This is a genomic window from Gordonia westfalica (assembly GCF_900105725.1).
Classification (GTDB): Bacteria; Actinomycetota; Actinomycetes; order Mycobacteriales; family Mycobacteriaceae; genus Gordonia; species Gordonia westfalica.
In genome coordinates, this window is the sequence record NZ_FNLM01000034.1 from 4,337,425 (window position 1) to 4,356,305 (window position 18,881).

Here is an 18,881-nt window from a genome sequence, read left to right on the forward strand (position 1 = left end):
TGTCTGGGGGAACATATGTCCGTGATGACACGTGTGGGGGAATCCCGCCGCCGGCACTTGCTGGCCGCCGCGGGTGCAGTGCTTCTACTTGCCGGGCCCGTGCTCGCCGGCTGCTCGGGCGGCTCTTCGGCACCCTCCTCCGATCAGATCGTGCTCGGTGAGGGGCAGGACCTCGGCGACTTCAACCCGATGCTCGGCTACGGCCAGCTCGGTGTCTCGCCGATCTACGAAGGTTTGCTGATCCCTGCCGCGGATGGTGACGACCGGGTGCCCGACCTCGTGCCGTCGCTGGCTGAGTCGATTCCCGAGCAGGTGGCACCGCGCACGTGGCGGGTGGTGTTGAGGAGCGGGGTCACCTTCTCCGACGGCACCGCTTTCGACGCCGAAGACGTGGTGGCGACCTACCGGGCAGTGGTCGATCCGCGGGTGGCCGCCGACATCTCCACCGACTTCGCGCCGATCGTCGCCGTCGAACCCGATGGCCCGCAAGCAGTCACGGTCCGGATGGACACCGACGCCGACCCGTCGCCGTACCTGCTGCTCGGTATCGTGCCGTCGGAGAGGGTTGAGACCACACCTGCCGCCGAGTGGGCGATCAACACCGCGCCGGTCGGTACCGGCGCCTACGCGCTGGAATCCCTGGAACCCGACCAGGCCGTCCTCGCGGTGCGCGAGAATTACTGGGGCGATACACCTTCGGTGAGGCGACTGGTCTACAGCCACGTGCCCGACGACAACACCCGCGCCCAGCGGATCGGTACCGGCGAGATCGACGGCGCCAATCTCCCGCCTCGGCTCGCCGACGGACTGACCGACCGCGACGGCATCGAGGTCGTCGCGGTGAAATCGGCTGACTGGCGGGGTGTCTCGCTGCCCAACGACAATGCCTTCACTGCCGACCCGGCTGCACGCCTGGCGATGAACGTAGGTGTGGACCGCACGGCGATCGTCGACGAGGTGCTGATCGGCAAGGGTGAGGCGGCGAGCACCCCGATCGCGTCGGTCTACGGCGACGCCTTCGATGAGGGCGCACAGTTCGGGTTCGACGCCGACCGGGCGGGCTCGATCCTCGACGCCGCCGGTTGGCGCAAGGGAGCCGATGGGATTCGGGGCCGCGGCGGGGCCCGCGCGTCGTTCCCCTTGCTCTACAACGCGTCGGACACCCTGCGCCGCGATCTCGCGGTGGCCTTCGCCGCGTCGATGAAGAAGATCGGGGTCGAGGTGCTCACCCGCGGTACGAGCTGGGATGAGATCGAGACGAAGATGACCAGCGCCGGTGTCCTGCTGGGCGGTGGCGCCACCCCGTACAGCATCGACTCGCAGGTCTACGACACCCTGCACACGCGCGTGCCCGACTCGTCGCCGTACTCCAATCCCGGCGACTTCACCGCGCCGGGTCTCGACGAAACGCTCGATGCGGCACGTGAATCCGCTCCGGGGCCGGAGAACGACGAGCGCTACCGCCGGATTCAGCAGATCTACGTCAAGCAGCCGTCGTATGTGTTCCTCGCCTTCTTGCGCCACACCTACGCCTCGCGAGGCGCCGGATGGAAACACGACGCCCCGATCCTCGAACCCCACTCACATGGCGTGACCTGGGGGCCGTGGTGGAACCTGCCCTCCTGGACGCCCTCCGCATGACCATTTCCCTCCGCCCGCAGAGGACGTCCGCGCCGGCGGGCTCCTCTGTCGGCGGGGATGCCAGTGGTTCCACCGGGCAACGACCGACGAAACGATCCACCAACGGTTTACGTGCTCGTGCTGCCCTCCGTCTGTTGCGCCGACGGGTTCTCGTGATGATCCCGACGACGATTCTGGTGTCACTGGGCATCTTCGCAGTGGCGGCGGCATCGCCGTTCGATCCGCTCACCGCGCACCTGGGTGACCGCTACCAGTCGGCGACGCAGGCGCAGCGGGACGCCGTCACGCAGGCCTATGATCTCGACCAGAACTGGCTCCAGGCCTGGTGGAACTGGTGGGCCGACATCTTGCACGGGGACCTCGGATGGTCGTCGACGAAGAGCCAGAGCGTTGCCCACGTCATCTCGGAGCGGCTCCCGTTCACGCTCGGAATGTCGTTGGCGGCGTTGATCTCGGCTGCGGCGGTCGCGATCGTGCTCGGTGCGGTGATCGGTATGCGGCGTGGCGGTCTGTTCGACCGGGCGTGCACGGCGCTAGCCGCCATGCTTGCCGCGACGCCGCCCTTCGTGGTGTCTCTCGTCCTGGTCAGCGTTTTCGCGGTGGGGCTCGGCTGGCTACCGACCTCCGGTGCCCGACGCCCCGGCGACGACTACTCGGTCGACGGTCTCCTCACGCACGCCGTGTTGCCCTACCTCGCGTTGACGGTGTCGATGGTCCCGTGGCTGCTGTTGACGATGCGGTCCGCTGTCGTCGACGCGGCGGCATCCGACGCGGTGCATGCCGCCCGGGCACGCGGAATCGGCGGTTGGACTCTGCTCCGTGGACATGTCGCGCCGGTGTCCGTCCTTCCCACCCTTGCTCTGCTGGGAACGCGGCTCCCGGAGCTCATCGCCGGTGCGGCGATCGTCGAAACCGTGTTCGGCTGGCCGGGTCTCGCGCAGGCGCTCGTCGATTCCGCGGTGGCCCTGGACTTCTCGCTGCTCGCCGGCCTGGGGGTCGGATCGACGATCTTGGTGCTCATCGGTTCGGCACTGTCCGACGCGGCGGCGGTGTGGATCGATCCGCGAATCGGGTTGAGCGCGTGACCGCGACCGTCGACTCTCAAAAAATCGAGTCTCGCTGGGCCGCCATCGGATACCGCGTGCAGCTGTTCGCCCCGTGGATCGTCCTCGGCGGCCTGGCGCTCGTCGCCCTCGGATGGCCGATGCTCGCCGGTGACCAGGTCGCCGACTTCGCACGATCGTTGCAGGCGCCCGGCGGCGAGGCGCTCCTGGGCACCGACCACTCGGGTTACGACCTCGGTGTGAGAACCGCTCAGGGGCTGCGGATCTCGTTGGCGATCGCCGTCGCATGTGCGGTTCTCGCCACGTTGATCGGGGTGGTGGTGGGTGTGGGTGCGGTGACCGTGGGCGGTTGGTTCGACGCGATCGTGATGAGGCTGGTCGACGGGGTCAACGCGCTGCCCCATCTCGTCGTCGGAGTGGTCATCGCGGCTATGTGGCGCGGGGAACCCATCGCGATCGTCGCCTCGATCGCGCTCACGCACTGGCCGGCGGTGGCCCGCGTCGTCCGCGCCGAGCTGCTGGAGGCGACGTCGGCCGGATGGGTGGAAACGGCTCGGTTGGCCGGGGCGTCGAGGACGTTCATCGCCACGAGGCACCTGCTCCCGGCGGTGAGCGGGCAGGTACTGGTCGCGATGACCGTCCTGCTCCCGCATGCGGTGTGGCACGAGACGACGCTGTCGTTCCTGGGCGTCGGGCTCTCGCCCGACGCGGCGAGCCTCGGTTCCCTCCTGGGACAAGCGCGGGGAGACGTCCTCACCGGTGCCTGGTGGACGCTCGTCGTACCGGGCGTGGCCCTCATGGCCGCGGCATTGGCGTGTGCCGCCGCCGCCTCGTCGCTGCGGCGGGCCACGCTTCCTCCGGGCGGGGAGGTGTGGCGATGACCGCCGCGCGGATCGACGACCTGACCGTTGACGTCGCGGTGCGGCACCGATGGCACAGAGGTTCGGTGCGCGTGCTCGACGGTGTGGCCCTCGACCTGCCGTCCGCGTCGATGACCGCGCTGATCGGCGAGTCCGGATGCGGCAAGTCCATGGTTGCGTCCGCGCTGTGCGGTTTGCTTCCCGCCGGCGCAACCGCGCGTGGGCGGCTGACGATCGGCGACGAGACGATGATCGATGATGAGCTGGTCGGACGTGGCGCGCGATGGACGGGTCTCCGTGGTCGCCGCGTCGGCCTGGTGCCGCAATCGGTTGCGACGTCGTTCACGCCCGTGCGCACCGTTGGTGCGCAGCTCGACGAGGTGATAGCGACGCTCGACGGCCCGTGCGATGCCGCCGAGCTGTGCCGGGCGGTCCGTCTCGATCCCTCCGCGCTCGATCTGTTTCCCCACGAGCTGTCTGGCGGCATGGCTCAGCGCGCCGCGATCGCTGCAGCTCTCGCCGGCGATCCGGAGATCCTCGTCGCCGACGAGCCGACCTCCGCCCTGGACCCCGACCTCGCCGCCGCCATCTGGGACCTCCTGGCGGCCACCGCTCGACGCGGTGCCGCGGTGCTGGTGATCACCCATGACGTGGAAACGTTGGGAGGCGCCCTTCGTGACGCGTCCTCCGCAAGCTCCGGACGCTCCTCAGGGAGCGAGGGGTTGGGTGTCGCTGCTGGGGCGGGGGTGTGTTCAGGGGGCGAGGGGTTGGGTGTCGCTGCTGGGGCGGGGGTCCGTCCGGGAGGCGCGGGGCTGGACCGGATCGCGGTCATGCGCGCCGGCCGGATCGTCGAGGATCGCCCAGCCGCCGACCTCGCGGCGTCCGATGACGAGTACGTCGCCGCCTTCTTCGAGCCCGTCTCATGACGGCGGCTCTGCTCGGAAGCGGCCTGACCGCACGTTTCGGAGACCGCGAGGTGTTCTCCGGCCTCGATATCGCGGCGCACGCGGGATCGATCACCGGCGTCGTCGGACGGTCGGGGACCGGCAAGACGACGCTGCTGCGCATCCTCGCCGGTCTCGCCGAGCCCGCAGCAGGCAGCGTCGAGCAGCGCGGTGTGGACCCACGCCCGGGGAACATCGGGTTACTCGCGCAGCATCCTCGGGTGGTCGCAAACCCACGATGGACGTTACGACGGATCGTTGCCGAACCCGCCGCGATCGTGCGACGGAACTGTGACGTCGAGGCGGTGGCCGGGCGCGTGGGCCTCGACTCTGCTCTGCTCGACCGCTTTCCCTCGCAGGTTTCCGACGGTCAGCTCCAGCGCGCCTGCGTCGGTCGCCTGCTGGTGCAGGCACCCCGGTTCGTGTTGTGCGACGAGCCGACGGCGATGCTCGATCCCATCTCGGCACGGGCGGTGATCGGACTCCTTCAGGAGCTGGTCGACGACGGGGCGGGGATGGTCCTGGTCAGTCACCAGCGCCGGCTCGTCGACGCGCGGTGCGATCGGGTAGTCGATCTAGATGCCTGGTGAGGTGGTGCGAGACGCGTATGCGATCCGGTTAGAAGCGGACGCCTCGCTCATCCAACCGCGGCGAACTGGCGCGCTGCACCAAGAACTCTCGGTCCCTCGGCGTCGAGGTCCCCGTCATGGAGGGCTCGCGCGGGCGAGATGTCGTCGAGTATGGGATTGAGTCCTTGGAACCAAGCCTGCGCCACGGCCGGACTATCCCGTTCAGAGATCATCCGGGCCGCGCGGTAGGCGATTCGCAGACGTTCTTTGTCTGTCGGATTGGCAATCGCACGGCTACCTTCGGCCCACTGTCGGACACCGCCTGTTTCCTTGACCGTGCCTAGATAGGCGACCAACTCGGCGCCGAGCAGGTCTCGCAAGGCCGACACGAGTTCTGCGTCCGACATGCGGGTTGCCTCGTTGAAGGCGTCGAGATTTGGGTGCGCTCCTCGCGCGGGCGGCGGGAGCGTAGCCGGATTGATGTCGCGTGCGACATCAATCCGGAGCAGCGACATCGGCGGAAATCGCCTAGCCGGATTGATGTCGCGTGCGACATCATTTCGACCAACGCACGCTTCTCAACCGGCGGTGTGGGCCTCGCTGCCGGCGGAGGGAGTTCGGTGCCGGCTCAGCCGTCGGGTCGGGGTGTCGGCTCAGCCGGCAGAAGAGCAACTACATTTGCAACCGCGCCGCGTCGTCCTCACCCATGGCGTCCTCGAGGACCTCGGGGGAGTAGTCGACGTCGATGTCGGCCACCGAGCGGCCGCGGGCGGATTCGATCGCGGAGAGTCGACGTTGGGCGCGGTCGGCGGCGTAGGTGAGGAATTCGTTGTTGTCGAGGCCGAAGGGCTGCTCGTCGAACTGCTGGTTGACCCAGTCGATCATGCCGAGAGCCAGGGGGAGGAGTTCGTCCATGCGTTCGCCGACGGTGGCCCACAGCGAGTCGTCGGCGGCGACGTGGCGGCGGCAGGTGAAGGTGCCCCACGCCATGTGGCGCCGCTCGTCGTCGCCGATGAACCGGATCAGCTTCTGCATGCCGGGGAAGATGTCGAAGCGGGTGCAGACCTTCTGCCAGGCGTGATACCCCGTGAGCGCGAGGCTGCCCTCGATGACGTGGTTGTAGGTGACGCTGGCGCGGATCTGATTGCGCGGCGACGCATCGTGTTCCAGAGCGTGCAAAGACTCCGGCAACTCCTCGTAGAACAAACGGCGATAGAAGGGATTCTCGGCGACGAAGGCCTGCAGGTCGCCGCGGAGACCGACCGAGTCCATCCACATCCGGAAGACCTGGGTGTGTTTGGCCTCTTCGAAACAGAACTGCGTCAGGTACATCTCGTCGCCGAAGCGTCCCTCGGTCGCCATCGCCCTCATGAAGGGCTGGATGTCCTCGGTCACCGCCTCTTCACCCGCGATGAACTGACTGACGAGATAGGTTGCGCTACGGCGCTGCTCGTCGTTCAGTTCGACCCAGTCCTGGGCGTCCCGGGAGAAGTCGATCGCCATCGGGTCCCAGAACCGTGCGTTCCCTTTGATGAAGAGACGCAACGGAAATGAGTCCCAGTTGAGACCGCCCTGCCGCAACGACGAGAAGTCCTGGCGGCCCTCTTCCTTGTGTTCGATAAGGGTCATGAGATCACCAGCCAACTGAGGTGGAAAATGCGAATACCCGACGCTAACCCTTTACCGTGCGAACGGTATGGGGTTCAGCGAATTCGCTTGCAGTGGCCGGTGTTACGTCTTGTCGAAGACCGGCTCCCGGGCCTCGTCCGGCTCCTCCTTCTTCGCGAGCGCGCTGGGCCACCAGATCTTGCGACCGATGTCGAGGGTCAGGGCGGGAACCAGGAGGGTGCGCACGATCAGGGTGTCGATGAGGACACCGAACGCCACCAGGAACGCGACCTGTGCGAGGAACAGCAGCGGGATCACGGCGAGTGCCGCGAAGGTCGCCGCCAGCACCACACCGGCCGAGGTGATGACGCCGCCGGTCGCGGTGAGTCCGCGGATCATGCCGATGCGGGTCCCGTGCAGAAGCGCTTCCTCCCGCACGCGGGTCATCAGGAAGATGTTGTAGTCGATGCCGAGCGCCACCAGGAACACGAAGGCGAACAGCGGAACCACCGGATCGGCGCCGGGGAAGCCGAACGGGCCGTTGAACAGCAGTGCCGCCACGCCCAGTGTGGTCGCGAACGACAACACCGTGGTCGCCAGCAGGATCGCCGGCGCCAGGACGCTGCGGAGCAGCGCGACCAGCACGAGGAACACGACGATCAGCACTATCGGGATGATCAGGTTGCGGTCGTGGATCGAAGTCTCGCGGGTGTCGAGATCGATGGCGGTGGTACCGCCGACCAGCGCGTCGGCGTTCGGAACCGAGTCCACCGCCGAGCGGATGTCGGAGACGGTGTCCTGCGCGGCGAGCGACTCCGCGTTGTCGGTCAGCGTCGCGGTGATCGCGACCTTGCCGTTGACGACCTTCGGGGCGTCGCCCTCGGTGATCAGTTCGGCATCTGCCACCCCATCGGTCGCACGAACCGCCTCGAGTACGGCGGTTCCGGCGGCCTGATCGGCGATGACGTAGGTGGGCGTGCCGCTACCGGCGTCGAAGTGCCTCGCCTGGATCTCGGCGCCCTCCACGGACTCGACCGATCCCATGAAGAAATCGGTCGAGGCGATGCCGTCGGCCTTGAAGGTCGGGGCGAACGCCGCGCCGATGAGCAGCACGATCAGCGTGCCGGCCCAGATGGCGCGCGGCTTGGAGGCGACGGTGTCCGCGATGCGCTTCCACAGACGGTGGGTGGCACCGCTGTCGGCCGAGGTCTCGGGAGCGTACTTGGGGCGCAGCGGCCAGAACGCGGACCGGCCGAGGAGCGCGAGCGCGGCGGGCAGGAAGGTCATCGACGCCAGGAACGACGCGACGATGCCGATCGCGGCGACCGGGCCGAGACTCTTGTTGGAGTTCAGATCGGACAGCAGCAGACACAGCACACCGGCGATGACCGTTCCCGCCGACGCCGCGACCGGCTCGATCGTGGCGCGCCACGCCTGCCGGAGCGCCGCATACTTGTCCTCGGTCGCGATCAGCTCCTCCCGATACCGGGACACGAGCAGCAGCGCGTAATCCGTCGCCGCGCCGAAGACCAGGATGAACAGGATGCCCTGGCTCTGACCGTTGAGGTCGAGAACACCCTGCTTGGTCAGGAAGTAGACGAGCCCCGACGCGAGTCCGAGGGCGAAGACCGCGGAGATGACCACCACGAACGGCAGGATCGGGCTGCGGTAGACGACGATCAGGATCAGGATCACGACGGCGCCCGCGACCAGCAGCAGCAGGCCGTCGATGCCGGCGAAGGCCTCGCCGAGGTCGGCGACCTGCCCCGCGGGACCGGTGACCGCGACGGTCAGGCCGTCGGGGGCGTTCGCGAGCTTGTCGCGCAGGATCTCGACGGTGTCGGCGGGCTCACCGGCGCTCTGGATCGGGACGAAGACCTGCGCGGCCTGACCGTCCTGCGACGGGATCGGCGGTGAGACCGCCGGACCGAATCCCGGCGTGCCGGCCAGCTCGGACGTGGTGGTGCGCAGGAACTCGAGGTCGCCGGGGATGATGCCGCTCGAACGTTCGGCGATGACGATGCCGGGGATCTCGTCGGTGTCCTGGAAGCCCGTGAGGAGCTCCTGGACCTGCGTCGACTCGGCCGACGCGGGAAGGAACGAGCTGTTGTCGTTGCTCGCGACGCTCGCCAGCTTGCCGGCGAACGGTCCCGTGACGCCGCCGATGATCAACCAGCCGAGAAGCAGGAGCGCGGGGATCAGCCAGCGGAGTTTGCGGGTGGGACGGGGACTCGAAACGGTCTTGTCCGACATGGGGCCATCGTTCCATGCGTTGCTCTCACGTGCCGACGAGGGGCTCGAGGACGGTCGCATGCAACCGATTCGACGCCGCGCGGGCGGTCGGATGGCCGTAGCGCAAACGCGTGACATGGATCACGTGAAACAGCTGCGGCAGTCGACGGCTTGCACCAACATGTGATGTACGTCGCATAAGCAGACGGCGATATCTAACGCCCTGTTTCGGGGCGGCACGAGCAAGGAGCACATGTGAAGACCAAGGGTGCAGTTCTCCGTAATCCGGGCGAGAAGTGGCAGATCGAGGAGTTCGAACTCGGTGATCCGGTGGCGGGCGAGGTCCAGGTCAAGCTCGTGAGCTCGGGCCTGTGCCACAGCGACCACCACCTCCGCACCGGCGACAGCCCCGCGCCGATGCCGGTCCTCGGCGGTCACGAGGGTGCCGGCGTCGTGACCAAGGTCGGCCCGGGCGTCACGAACCTCAAGGAAGGCGACCACGTCGTCACCGCGTTCATCCCGGCCTGTGGAACCTGTGAGCCGTGTTCGCGCGGACAGCAGAACATCTGCGACGAGGGCGCTCGGCTGCTGACCGGTCTCTCGATCGCCGACGACACGAACCGTGCGCACACGCACGATGGACTCCCGCTCGTCCAGATGTGCATGCTCGGCACGTTCGCGCCGTACATCACCGTCAACCAGGCTTCGTTGGTGAAGATCGAGGACGACATCCCGCTGCAGGCCGCGGCACTCCTCGGGTGTGGCGTGGCCACCGGTTGGGGCTCGGCGGTCGAGATCGGCGGGACCCATGCCGGCGACACGGTCGTCGTGGTCGGTATCGGCGGTGTCGGCATCAACTCGATCCAGGGCGCGGCCGCGGCCGGTGCGCGCCACGTCATCGCCGTCGACCCCGTCCCCTTCAAACTGCAGATGGCCGAGAAACTCGGTGCGACGCACACCTTCCCGTCGATGGAGGCGGCGCTGGAGGCGATCGGCGACATCACCTGGGGCAAGATGGCCAACACCACCATCCTCACCGTCGGTGAGATCGACGGCTCGATGATCGCGCCCGCTCTGGCCCTCACCGGCAAGGGCGGACAGGTCGTCGTCGTGGGTATGGGCAACTTCCAGTCCATGGACGCCCAGATGAACCTCTTCGACCTCACGCTCATGCAGAAGCGGGTGCAGGGTGCGATCTTCGGTGGTGCCAGCCCGCGAACCCAGGTTCCGGCGCTGCTCAACGAGTACCGGGCGGGCAAGCTCAACCTCGACGACCTGGTGACCAACACCTACCGGCTCGACCAGATCAACGAGGCCTACGACGACATGCTGGCGGGCAACAACATTCGCGGCATGATCGTCTACGGGGACGATGACTACTGATCGCTCTACGAGCGAGGACTACTGATCGCTCTCCGACAAGCGGATCAGCTACGCCAGGTCACCCTGCGGTGGCCTGGCGTCGCTGATTGATCAGCAGGTTGAGGAATCTCAGGCCGAGTCCGAGGAGCACCAGCGTGCTGGCCATCTGGATCGAGACCGCGATCCGCGCACCCTGCGAATCCGCCGCGATGTCACCGAAACCCGTCGTCGTGAACACGGTCAGGCAGAAATAGAGAGCATCCACGCGGGTGAGGTATTCGTTGAAACTGCCCGAATCGTATTCGGAGAACAGGTAATACGTGGTGGCGAATGCGACGACGTAGAAGCTCGCCAGGGCGACCAGCATCTCCATGGCGGTCGCGACCGGGTGGTTGGACCGGGTGAACTTCCGGACCTCCCACACGCAGAACGACACGAGCAGGGTCGCGCCCACGATCATCCCGAGGACGTTGAGATCGCTGTCCCGGTTGATCGGCAACAGGAAGTAGCCGACCAGCAGGACGACAGCGGCACCGACCGGTCGGAGCAGGGCGACCGTGAGGTCACGGCCCTTCGCCAGGACAAAGGCATCCGGCTGCGACCCCGGTGCCGGCGCCGGGGCGCCGTCCTGAGGGCCGCCGTCGCCGGATGCGTCGGTCACCAGATCCGGACTCTCTGCTCTTCATCCAGATAGAGCGCGTCGCCCGACTTCACGTCGAAGGCCTCGTAGAACGCATCCATGTTGCGCACGACGCCGTTGCACCGGAACTCCGGCGGCGAATGCGGGTCGATGGACAGGCGGCGGATCGCCTCGGCGTCGCGGGTCTTGGTGCGCCAGATCTGCGCCCAGCTGAAGAACACCCGCTGCGTACCCGTCAGCCCGTCGATCACCGGGGGTTCGGTTCCCTCAGTTGCGATCTCATAGGCGACGAGCGCGATCGACAGCCCGCCGAGGTCGCCGATGTTCTCGCCGATGGTGAAGTCGCCGTTGACCTTGTGCTCGGGGTCCAGGCCGGTGGGGGTGAACTCGCCGTACTGATCGATGAGTTTGCGTGTGCGTGAGGAGAACTCGGTGCGGTCGGCGTCGGTCCACCAGTCGACGAGGTTGCCGTCGCCGTCGTATTTGGCGCCCTGGTCGTCGAAGCCGTGGCCGATCTCGTGGCCGATGACCGCGCCGATACCGCCGTAGTTGACCGCGTCGTCGGCCTCGGGATCGAAGAACGGCGGTTGCAGGATGGCGGCGGGGAAGACGATCTCGTTCATGCCCGGGTTGTAGTAGGCGTTGACCGTCTGTGGCGTCATGAACCATTCGTCGTGGTCGACCGGTCCGCCGATCTTGGCGAACTCACGGTCCTGCTCGAACGACGATGCGCGCGCGACGTTCCCGATGAGGTCGCCTCGGTCGACGCTCAGGGCGCTGTAGTCGCGCCACTTGGCGGGGTAGCCGATCTTGGGGGTGAACTTCTCGAGCTTCGCGAGGGCCTTCTCCCGGGTGTCCGGGGTCATCCACGGGAGGTCGGAGATGTTGCGGCGGTAGGCCTTCACCAGGTTGGCGATGAGCTCGTCCATACGTGCCTTCGCCTCCGGCGGGAAGTGCTTGGCCACATAGAGTTTGCCGACCGCGAAGCCCATCGCGCCCTCGACGAAGCCGACGCCGCGCTTCCAGCGGTCGCGGATGGTCTCCGCGCCCGTCAGCGTGCGGCCGTAGAAGTCGAAGCTCTCGTCGACGAAGTCCGACGACAGGTACGACGCGGCGGACCGCAGGAGACGCCACGTGAGCCAGGTCTTCCACTCCTCGAGCGGACGGGAGGCGATGAGTGCCGATGCTCCCGACACGAAGGACGGCTGCGCGACGACGACCTCGGCGAAGGTCGGGTCGCCGGTGGTGCCCAGGCCGCCCAGCCACTCGCCGATCGGGAAAGCGTCGGCGGTGGACGAGAATTCGTCCAGCGTCATCAGGTTGTAGGTGAGTTCGGCATCACGACGCTTGACGACGTCCCAGTGTTCGGCGGCGATGGCGGTCTCGAGATCGAGGATCGTCGCGGCGCGGGCGGCCGCGTCGTCGAAGCCGGCGAGGGCGAACATCCGCTCCACGTGCGCCACGTAGGCGGTGCGGGTGTCCGCGTGCTTGTCCTCGCGGTAGTAGGACTCGTCGGGCAACCCGAGGCCGGACTGGGTAACATGCACCAGGTAGCGGTCGGACTTCTTGGCGTCGGTGTCGACGTAGTAGCCGAACAGTCCGCCGGCGCCGTGACGCTGCAGTCGGCCGATGCGTCGGGCGAGCGCGTCCACCGAGTCGATGGCCGCTATCTTCTCGAGCTCACCGGTGATCGGGCCGATGCCGAGCGCCTCGATGTGGTCGGTGTCCATGAACGACGCGTAGAGGTCGCCGATCTTCTGTGCGTCGGAGCCGCTCGCGGGGCTCGACTCCGCACACTCGGTGATGATGTCGCGGACGTTCTCCTCGGAGTTGTCGCGCAGGACGTGGAACGCGCCGTCGACAGAGCGGTCGTCGGGGATGACGTGCGACTCCAGCCACTTGCCGTTGACGTGGGCGAACAGATCGTCCTGGATGCGGACGGAATCGTCGACCCACTCGAGGTCGAGTCCGGACTTGAGATCGGTATTCGAAGCAGTCACGCGCTCCATCCTGTCACCGGATGGGCGATCCGTCAGCAGCGTTCGGTACCGGCGAAATCCAACAGGGCGAAAACCAGCGAGGTCGGCGTGCGGGTCCCTACGGTGGATCCATGGTGGGAGATGCCAGCTATGACGTCGTCGTGATCGGCGGCGGGCCGGTGGGCGAGAACGCCGCCGACTACGCGATACGGGGAAGCGACCGCACCGCCGCGATCGTCGAACACGAACTGATGGGCGGGGAGTGCTCCTACTGGGCGTGCATGCCGAGCAAGGCGCTTCTCGGACCCGGCAACGCCCTCGACGAGGCGCGCTCGCTGGCCGGGTCCCGTGAACGGGCGTCGGCGTCGAATCCGGAACCGGCCGGCGTCCTCGGGTGGCGGGACACCGTCACCGGCCGTCTCGACGACGCTGCCGCTACCCACGACGACACCGGTCAGGTGCGGTGGGCCAACGGCGCCGGGATCGAGGTGATCCGCGGTCACGGCCGGATCGTCGGCGAGAAACAGGTCCGCGTCGGTGACCGGCTGATCACCGCGCGTGAGGCGGTGGTCGTCGCAACCGGCAGTACCGCATCGGTCCCGCCCATCCCGGGACTCCGCGAGGCGCTGCCGTGGACATCGCGCGATGCGACCAACATCCTCGAGATCCCGGAGCGGGTGGTGGTGCTCGGCGGTGGCGTGGTGGCCTGTGAGGCCGCGACGTGGCTGCTCGACCTCGGGGTGCGCAGCCTGGTGATGGCCATTCGTGGGGACCGGCTGCTGCCCAGGATGGAACCCTTTGCCTCGGAACGGGTTGCCGACGCGCTGCGGGCTCGTGGCGTCGACATCCGCTTCGGGACGACGATCGAGGCGGTCGAACGAACCGACGCAACTGCCTCGGGATACGGGCGACTGCACGGCGGCCCGGCGGTCGTCCGGCTCGCGGGCGACGGCGCGGGGGAGCTCACCGTCGACGAGATCCTGGTCGCGGCCGGAAGGTCGCCGGCGACAACCGATGTGGGCCTCGACGCGCTCGGGCTGGAGGCGAAGGGGCCGCTGACGGCCGACGACCACCTGACGGTGCCGGGCCATCCGTGGCTGTACTCGGTCGGAGATGTCAACGGCCGCAACGCGTTGACCCACATGGGCAAGTATCAGGCGCGGGTCGCCGGTGACGTCATCGCCGCCCGGGCGGAGGGCAGGGAACTCGACGGGGCGAAATATGTGGCGAGTTCGGACCACGCCGCGGTTCCGCAGGTGGTGTTCACCAGGCCGGAGATCTCCTCGGTCGGGCTGACCCGGTCTCAGGCGGAGGACGCAGGCCTCGACGTGCGCGTCGCCGAGGGGGACATCTCGGTCGCCGGGTCGTACCTGCTGGGATTCGACTACTCGGGGCATGCGTCCCTCGTCGTCGACGCTGCGCGGGACGTTCTCGTGGGCGCGACGTTCGTCGGGGGTGGGACGGCCGAACTCGTGCACTCGGCGACGGTCGCGATCGTCGGTGAGGTGCCGCTGTCGCGGCTGTGGCATGCGGTCCCGTCGTATCCGACGGTCAGCGAGGTGTGGTTGCGGTTGCTGGACCAGTTGCGCTGACCTGGGCAGGAATCGCCACTTCTCCGCAGATTCGCTACGCAGCGATAGCGCGTCTGGCCGGAGCTGACGATCCTGGTGTGGTAATTGGTCTGACCACTTGACCACCTGACCGACTGTGGCTACCGTCACGGTCATGCCCTTCGAGCCGGTGACCCAGCAGAGCGCGCCCGAGATCGTCTTCGACCAGATCGTCGAAGGCGTGCTGTCGGGAGATCTGACTGCCGGGGAGGCGCTGCCCAGCGAGCGGGAACTCGCGCGGATGCTCGGAGTCTCCCGGCCGACGGTCCGGGAGGCGCTCAAGCGGGTCGCGGCAGCGGGCCTGGTCACCATCCGGCAGGGCGACGGCGCGCGGGTCCAGGACATCGCCCGGGCGGGCGGTCTCGACCTCCTGCCGCGTCTGCTCATCCGCGGCGGGGCGCTCGTGCCGAACGTCGCGCGGTCGATCGTCGAAGCCCGTGCGGCCGTCGGGCCGGAGGTCGCGCGTCTCGCGGCGCAGCGCGCCGGTGACGACGACCTGGTCGCGATCCGGTCGATCCTCGACCACCTGGCTGCAGAGCCGGAGCCCGTCGGCCAGCAGGTGGCCGCGCTGGAGTTCTGGAGCGCGGTCATCGACGCGGCCGACTCGATCGCCTTCCGGCTCATGTACAACTCGCTGCGCGCCGCCTACGAGCCCGCGGTCCCCGCTCTCGCCGGGGTGCTGGAACCCGAGGTCGGGAACATCGAGGGCTACCGCGCCCTCGTCGACGCTCTTGCCGCCCACGAACCCGAACGAGCCGAAGCCGCTGCCCGAGCCCTGCTCGAACCCGCGACGACGGCGCTGCTCGCACTCTGCGAGGCGCTCGAGAACGCCGAAGCCGACGAGGAGAAGGGGCGCTGATGGCCGCCGACGAGATAGACATCCGAGCACGACGGCAGGTCGCGGCCGAGGAACGTCGCATGCGGTCGCGGCACTCGATGTCATTGCGTGACGCATTCGCCGAGTTCGTCCGGCACCCGTCGCCGTGGATCATGGCGGGTTTTCTGAGCGTGGCCCTCGTCGCGCGAGTGTGGTTGGGCGGCTGGGGTTTCGCGGACGTCTTGGTCCCCGTCGCCATGGTCGCGAGCTTTCCGCTGGTGGAGTGGCTGATCCACGTGTTCGTCCTGCACTGGCGCCCCAAGCGGCTGGGCCCGGTCACCATCGACCCGCTTGTCGCACGCAAACACCGTGAACACCACCGGAATCCGCGCGACATCCCGCTCATCTTCATCCCGTGGCAGGTACTGATCGGTGTGGTGATCGCGGCCGTCATCGTCGGGTTGTTCGTCTTCGCCAGCGCCGAGCGGGGGCTCACATTCCTTGTCGTGCTGCCGGCGATCGGCCTGGTCTACGAGTGGACGCACTACCTGATCCACTCCGACTACCGGCCGCGGCACGCGTTCTACCGCCGGATCTGGCGCAACCACCGGTTCCACCACTACCGCAACGAGCACTACTGGTTCGCCGTCACCACCGCCGGCACCGTCGACCGGTTGCTCCGGACCTACCCCGACCCGGACACCGTCGAGAAATCACCGACGGCGAAGAATCTGCACGCCTTGTCGCGGACGGCGGAGTAGGGCCCCGCCTCGAATGACTGTCGCCAGGGCTTTCGTGGCTCGTCGCCGGGGCTCCTCACACCTCTGGCAGCGGTGGGACCTCAGGAACCGCCGAGTCCCGTCGCCATCGACCAGACGAGGATCTCGGCACCGGTGTCGGCGGTGACCGACACCGGTTCGGCGTCGACGCCGCGCACGGCGTCGCCGGGGTTCAGGACGACGGACTCGCCGTCGACGGTGACCTCGGCCCGTCCCTCGACGACGAACAGGTGGGTGAATCTGGCGGCCGGGAGTTCGACGGTCCCGCCGGAACCCAGCCGCGCGGCGTAGAGGGTGGCGCCGGCGTTGGCGACGGAGATCGCGGCCCGACGGTCCGGGTCACCGGAGGCGACCGGGACCAGCTCGCCGGTCGCCAGCCGGTCGGCGACGTCGGCCTGGTCGTAGGACGGGGTGAGTCCGTGGCGGTCGGGCATCAGCCACATCTGCACGTAGCGCACCGGCTCGGTCCCGGAACCCGCCAGTTCCGGCGAGGGGTCGTTGCGTTCGGAGTGTTCGACCCCGGTGCCGGCACTCATCCGCTGCACGAGACCCGGATAGAGCACTCCGGAGTGTCCCGCCGAATCCCGGTGCACCAGCGTCCCGGAGACCACCCACGTGACGATCTCGCTCTCCTGGTGGTGGTGGAGGTCGAAGCCCTCGCCCGGAGCAACCACCTCGTCGTTGAACGCGAGGAGTGCGCCGAAGTGGGTGTTGGCCGGATCGTAGTGGTCGCCGAAGGAGAACCCGTGCCGAGAGGTGAGCCAGTCGGTCGTCGTGACCATGCGATCGTCGCCGGGGATCACCGTGAACGCCATGGGTCCATCATCGCAGTCGGCCCGCGCCGATCGCGGCCCGGTTAGCCCGGCTTTCGGTGAAGGGCGCCACACGAACCGCGCGGTGTGGCCGGAGATTGCGGGACGAGATGCGTTCGTGACCGGCTTGATTCCCGAATGGAAGCTGGGAGCGTCGATTTCGGCTGTGACAAGAGTGAAAATTGTCGTCATGAAGATCTGGGTCAAGCGCGCAACGTCCGCCGCTTGTGCCGCGGTCACCTGTGCTGTCGTGGTGAGCTCCTGTTCGCTCACCGGATCGTCGAACACCGGCGCCTCCGCCGCCATCGACGCATTCGCCACCGCGCTGAGCCAACAGGACGCCGACGGCGCCGCGCAGTTCACCACTGCACCCGGTCAGGCCGGTGACAGTCTGACCACGACGCTGAAAGCGATGTCGGCACAACGGATCGACATCGACATCGAGAAACCCGTCGAATACAGCGACGGCACCGCGACCTTCGCCCTGACCACCAAGTGGAACTGGGACAAGGGGCGCGCCTACGAGTCGAGCAGCGAAGGAACGGCGCGGAAGCTGTCGTCGGGCTGGAAGGTGACCTGGGATCCGGCGATTCTGCAGCCCGGTCTCGGCGCCGGTGGACATCTCCGCGAGATCCGGACCGATGCGACTCCCTCACCGTCGGTGCGCAGTCGGTCGGGCAAGGTCTTCATGTACCTGCAGCCGGTCAACGAAATCGTCATCGACCCTGCACAAACCCGAGATCTGACGGCCACGACCCGCGCACTGGCGGGCGTCATCGCGCCGATCGCGCCGCTGATCACGCCCGCGGTCATCGGCGAGAAGCTGGCCGAGTCGCCGGGCAAGCCGGTCATCGCCGTCACGCTGCGCGACCCCGACATGCAGGTCCTCGCCGGCGATCCCGCGCGCGTGGCCGGTGTGAGCGTCAACCGCACCGACCAGCTGGTGATGGCCGACCGCCGGCTGTCGTCGCCGCTCGAGGACGGCCTGACCAACTACTGGCAGGCGATCCGCGACGCCACGGCCGGCTGGCAGGTCGAGATGGTCAACCCCGGGGTCCGGCCGCGTCGGCTGGCCGGTGAGCAGGGCCCGCCCGGACCGGACGTGCTGTCGACCGTCGACCAGGGTGTGCAGCTCACCCTCGGCGACGCCGCGGTCGAGGTCGGGCAGCCCGCCACGATCCTCACCCTCGATGCCCTGACCGGCGCGATCCTGGGCATGGCGCAGAACACCTATGCGGCCGAACGAAACATCGAGATCGACCGTGCGTATCCGGTCGGTTCGACACTGAACCCGGTCTTCGACGAGGTCGGCCGCGTTGCCGGAGAGCAGCCCGAACAGGGGGAGACGCTGCTCGACCGCCTGGGCCTCGGCGTGCAGTTCACGGTGCCCGGTGCCAGCGTTCCGACGCCGGGCCAGTCGGGTATCGCGACCATCGGCTTCCGCCCGGGCCAGACCAACATGTCGATGACCAACATGGGCGCGCTCGGTGTCGCACTGGCACGAGCTTCGGTGGGGCAGGCGTCGTCGGTGGCGCCGTTCGTCCTCAAGAACGTGCCGACCAAGATCACCGGCGGTGAACTCGGCGGCCTCGACCCGGCTCTGTTCGGGCCGATCCTGAAGGCCATGACCACCACCGCGGCCACCGGTGACGCCAGCGACCTGACCCGTGCGCCCGGACTGAAGGCACTGGTCGGGACCAACGGTCCGGAAGGGCCCGGCTGGTTCGTCGGTATCCAGGGCGGTCAGGTCGTGGTGATCTACACCGAGGGTCCGAAGTCGGGAACCGCGGCGCTCCAGGTGGCCCAGAAGTACTTCACCATCAAGTAGCCGAGTCGATCATCGAGTAGACGAGGCCACCGCCGGCCCCGTAGGCGGGCGGTTTCGACGCGACGCCTCGCTGCGCTCGGTGTCGGCTCAACCGGCGTGGCTTGCGGTCATCGGCGCGGTGTGCCGGCTCAACCGG

16 protein-coding genes are annotated in these 18,881 nt (G+C 68.0%); 10 read left to right on the forward strand and 6 right to left on the reverse strand.

Going from position 1 to position 18,881, the window contains the following annotated elements; genetic code table 11:
• Positions 1-15 precede the first annotated feature (15 nt).
• The 5 genes from BLU62_RS25390 to BLU62_RS25410 all read left to right on the forward strand — a co-directional run bounded on the left by BLU62_RS25390 (position 16) and on the right by BLU62_RS25410 (position 5,099).
• Positions 16-1,641 carry an ABC transporter substrate-binding protein gene (locus BLU62_RS25390; RefSeq protein ID WP_425284589.1) on the forward strand — a complete coding sequence of 542 codons (1,626 nt, stop codon included), beginning with the start codon at positions 16-18 and terminating at the stop codon, positions 1,639-1,641.
• A 155-nt stretch (positions 1,642-1,796) separates the two neighbouring features.
• The gene (locus tag BLU62_RS25395) at positions 1,797-2,726 is read left to right on the forward strand and encodes an ABC transporter permease (protein ID WP_244278390.1); all 930 of its coding nucleotides are present in this window, start codon (positions 1,797-1,799) and stop codon (positions 2,724-2,726) included.
• 119 nt (positions 2,727-2,845) lie between these two features.
• The gene (locus tag BLU62_RS25400) at positions 2,846-3,586 is read left to right on the forward strand and encodes an ABC transporter permease (RefSeq protein WP_208863704.1); all 741 of its coding nucleotides are present in this window, start codon (positions 2,846-2,848) and stop codon (positions 3,584-3,586) included.
• Complete coding sequence (locus BLU62_RS25405; protein ID WP_074853294.1) at positions 3,583-4,491, forward strand: ATP-binding cassette domain-containing protein; 909 nt, start codon at positions 3,583-3,585, stop codon at positions 4,489-4,491. Before BLU62_RS25400 ends, BLU62_RS25405 begins: the two co-directional genes overlap by 4 nt.
• The gene (locus BLU62_RS25410; RefSeq protein ID WP_074852587.1) at positions 4,488-5,099 is read left to right on the forward strand and encodes an ABC transporter ATP-binding protein; all 612 of its coding nucleotides are present in this window, start codon (positions 4,488-4,490) and stop codon (positions 5,097-5,099) included. Before BLU62_RS25405 ends, BLU62_RS25410 begins: the two co-directional genes overlap by 4 nt.
• A 47-nt stretch (positions 5,100-5,146) precedes the next feature.
• On the opposite strand, the gene BLU62_RS25415 is transcribed toward BLU62_RS25410, so the two are convergent.
• The 3 genes from BLU62_RS25415 to BLU62_RS25425 form a co-directional block, all read right to left on the reverse strand.
• Positions 5,147-5,485: a hypothetical protein gene (locus tag BLU62_RS25415; RefSeq protein ID WP_074852588.1), complete on the reverse strand. Its 339-nt coding sequence runs from the start codon at positions 5,483-5,485 to the stop codon at positions 5,147-5,149.
• Positions 5,486-5,750: 265 nt separating this feature from the next.
• A complete protein-coding gene (locus BLU62_RS25420) occupies positions 5,751-6,707 on the reverse strand; it encodes a R2-like ligand-binding oxidase (RefSeq protein WP_074852589.1) in 957 nt (318 codons plus the stop codon).
• A 102-nt stretch (positions 6,708-6,809) separates the two neighbouring features.
• The gene (locus BLU62_RS25425) at positions 6,810-8,939 is read right to left on the reverse strand and encodes an MMPL family transporter (RefSeq protein WP_074852590.1); all 2,130 of its coding nucleotides are present in this window, start codon (positions 8,937-8,939) and stop codon (positions 6,810-6,812) included.
• Between the two features lie 234 nt (positions 8,940-9,173).
• On the opposite strand from BLU62_RS25425, the gene BLU62_RS25430 reads away from it, so the two are divergent.
• Positions 9,174-10,301, forward strand: a complete 1,128-nt coding sequence (locus BLU62_RS25430; protein ID WP_074852591.1) for an NDMA-dependent alcohol dehydrogenase — start codon at positions 9,174-9,176, stop codon at positions 10,299-10,301.
• A 58-nt stretch (positions 10,302-10,359) separates the two neighbouring features.
• Here the strand turns inward: BLU62_RS25430 and BLU62_RS25435 are convergent, their stop codons facing one another.
• Together BLU62_RS25435 and BLU62_RS25440 are read right to left on the reverse strand one after the other, a co-directional pair.
• A complete protein-coding gene (locus BLU62_RS25435) occupies positions 10,360-10,941 on the reverse strand; it encodes a potassium channel family protein (RefSeq protein WP_074852592.1) in 582 nt (193 codons plus the stop codon).
• Positions 10,938-12,929 (reverse strand): M13 family metallopeptidase, encoded by a 1,992-nt coding sequence (locus BLU62_RS25440; protein WP_074852593.1) that lies wholly within the window; start codon positions 12,927-12,929, stop codon positions 10,938-10,940. Before BLU62_RS25440 ends, BLU62_RS25435 begins: the two co-directional genes overlap by 4 nt.
• Before the next feature lie 101 nt (positions 12,930-13,030).
• Between BLU62_RS25440 and BLU62_RS25445 the strand changes: the two genes are divergently transcribed.
• From BLU62_RS25445 to BLU62_RS25455, 3 genes are all read left to right on the forward strand, one after another.
• Positions 13,031-14,491 (forward strand): dihydrolipoyl dehydrogenase family protein, encoded by a 1,461-nt coding sequence (locus tag BLU62_RS25445; RefSeq protein WP_074853296.1) that lies wholly within the window; start codon positions 13,031-13,033, stop codon positions 14,489-14,491.
• A gap of 133 nt (positions 14,492-14,624) precedes the next feature.
• Positions 14,625-15,368, forward strand: a complete 744-nt coding sequence (locus BLU62_RS25450; protein ID WP_074852594.1) for a FadR/GntR family transcriptional regulator — start codon at positions 14,625-14,627, stop codon at positions 15,366-15,368.
• The gene (locus BLU62_RS25455; RefSeq protein WP_074852595.1) at positions 15,368-16,087 is read left to right on the forward strand and encodes a sterol desaturase family protein; all 720 of its coding nucleotides are present in this window, start codon (positions 15,368-15,370) and stop codon (positions 16,085-16,087) included. The genes BLU62_RS25450 and BLU62_RS25455 overlap by 1 nt, the downstream gene beginning before the upstream one ends.
• Positions 16,088-16,167: 80 nt before the next feature.
• Here the strand turns inward: BLU62_RS25455 and BLU62_RS25460 are convergent, their stop codons facing one another.
• Positions 16,168-16,920: a pirin family protein gene (locus BLU62_RS25460; RefSeq protein ID WP_074852596.1), complete on the reverse strand. Its 753-nt coding sequence runs from the start codon at positions 16,918-16,920 to the stop codon at positions 16,168-16,170.
• A 187-nt stretch (positions 16,921-17,107) separates the two neighbouring features.
• On the opposite strand from BLU62_RS25460, the gene BLU62_RS25465 reads away from it, so the two are divergent.
• Complete coding sequence (locus BLU62_RS25465; protein WP_074852597.1) at positions 17,108-18,745, forward strand: NTF2-like N-terminal transpeptidase domain-containing protein; 1,638 nt, start codon at positions 17,108-17,110, stop codon at positions 18,743-18,745.
• Positions 18,746-18,881: the final 136 nt, after the last annotated feature.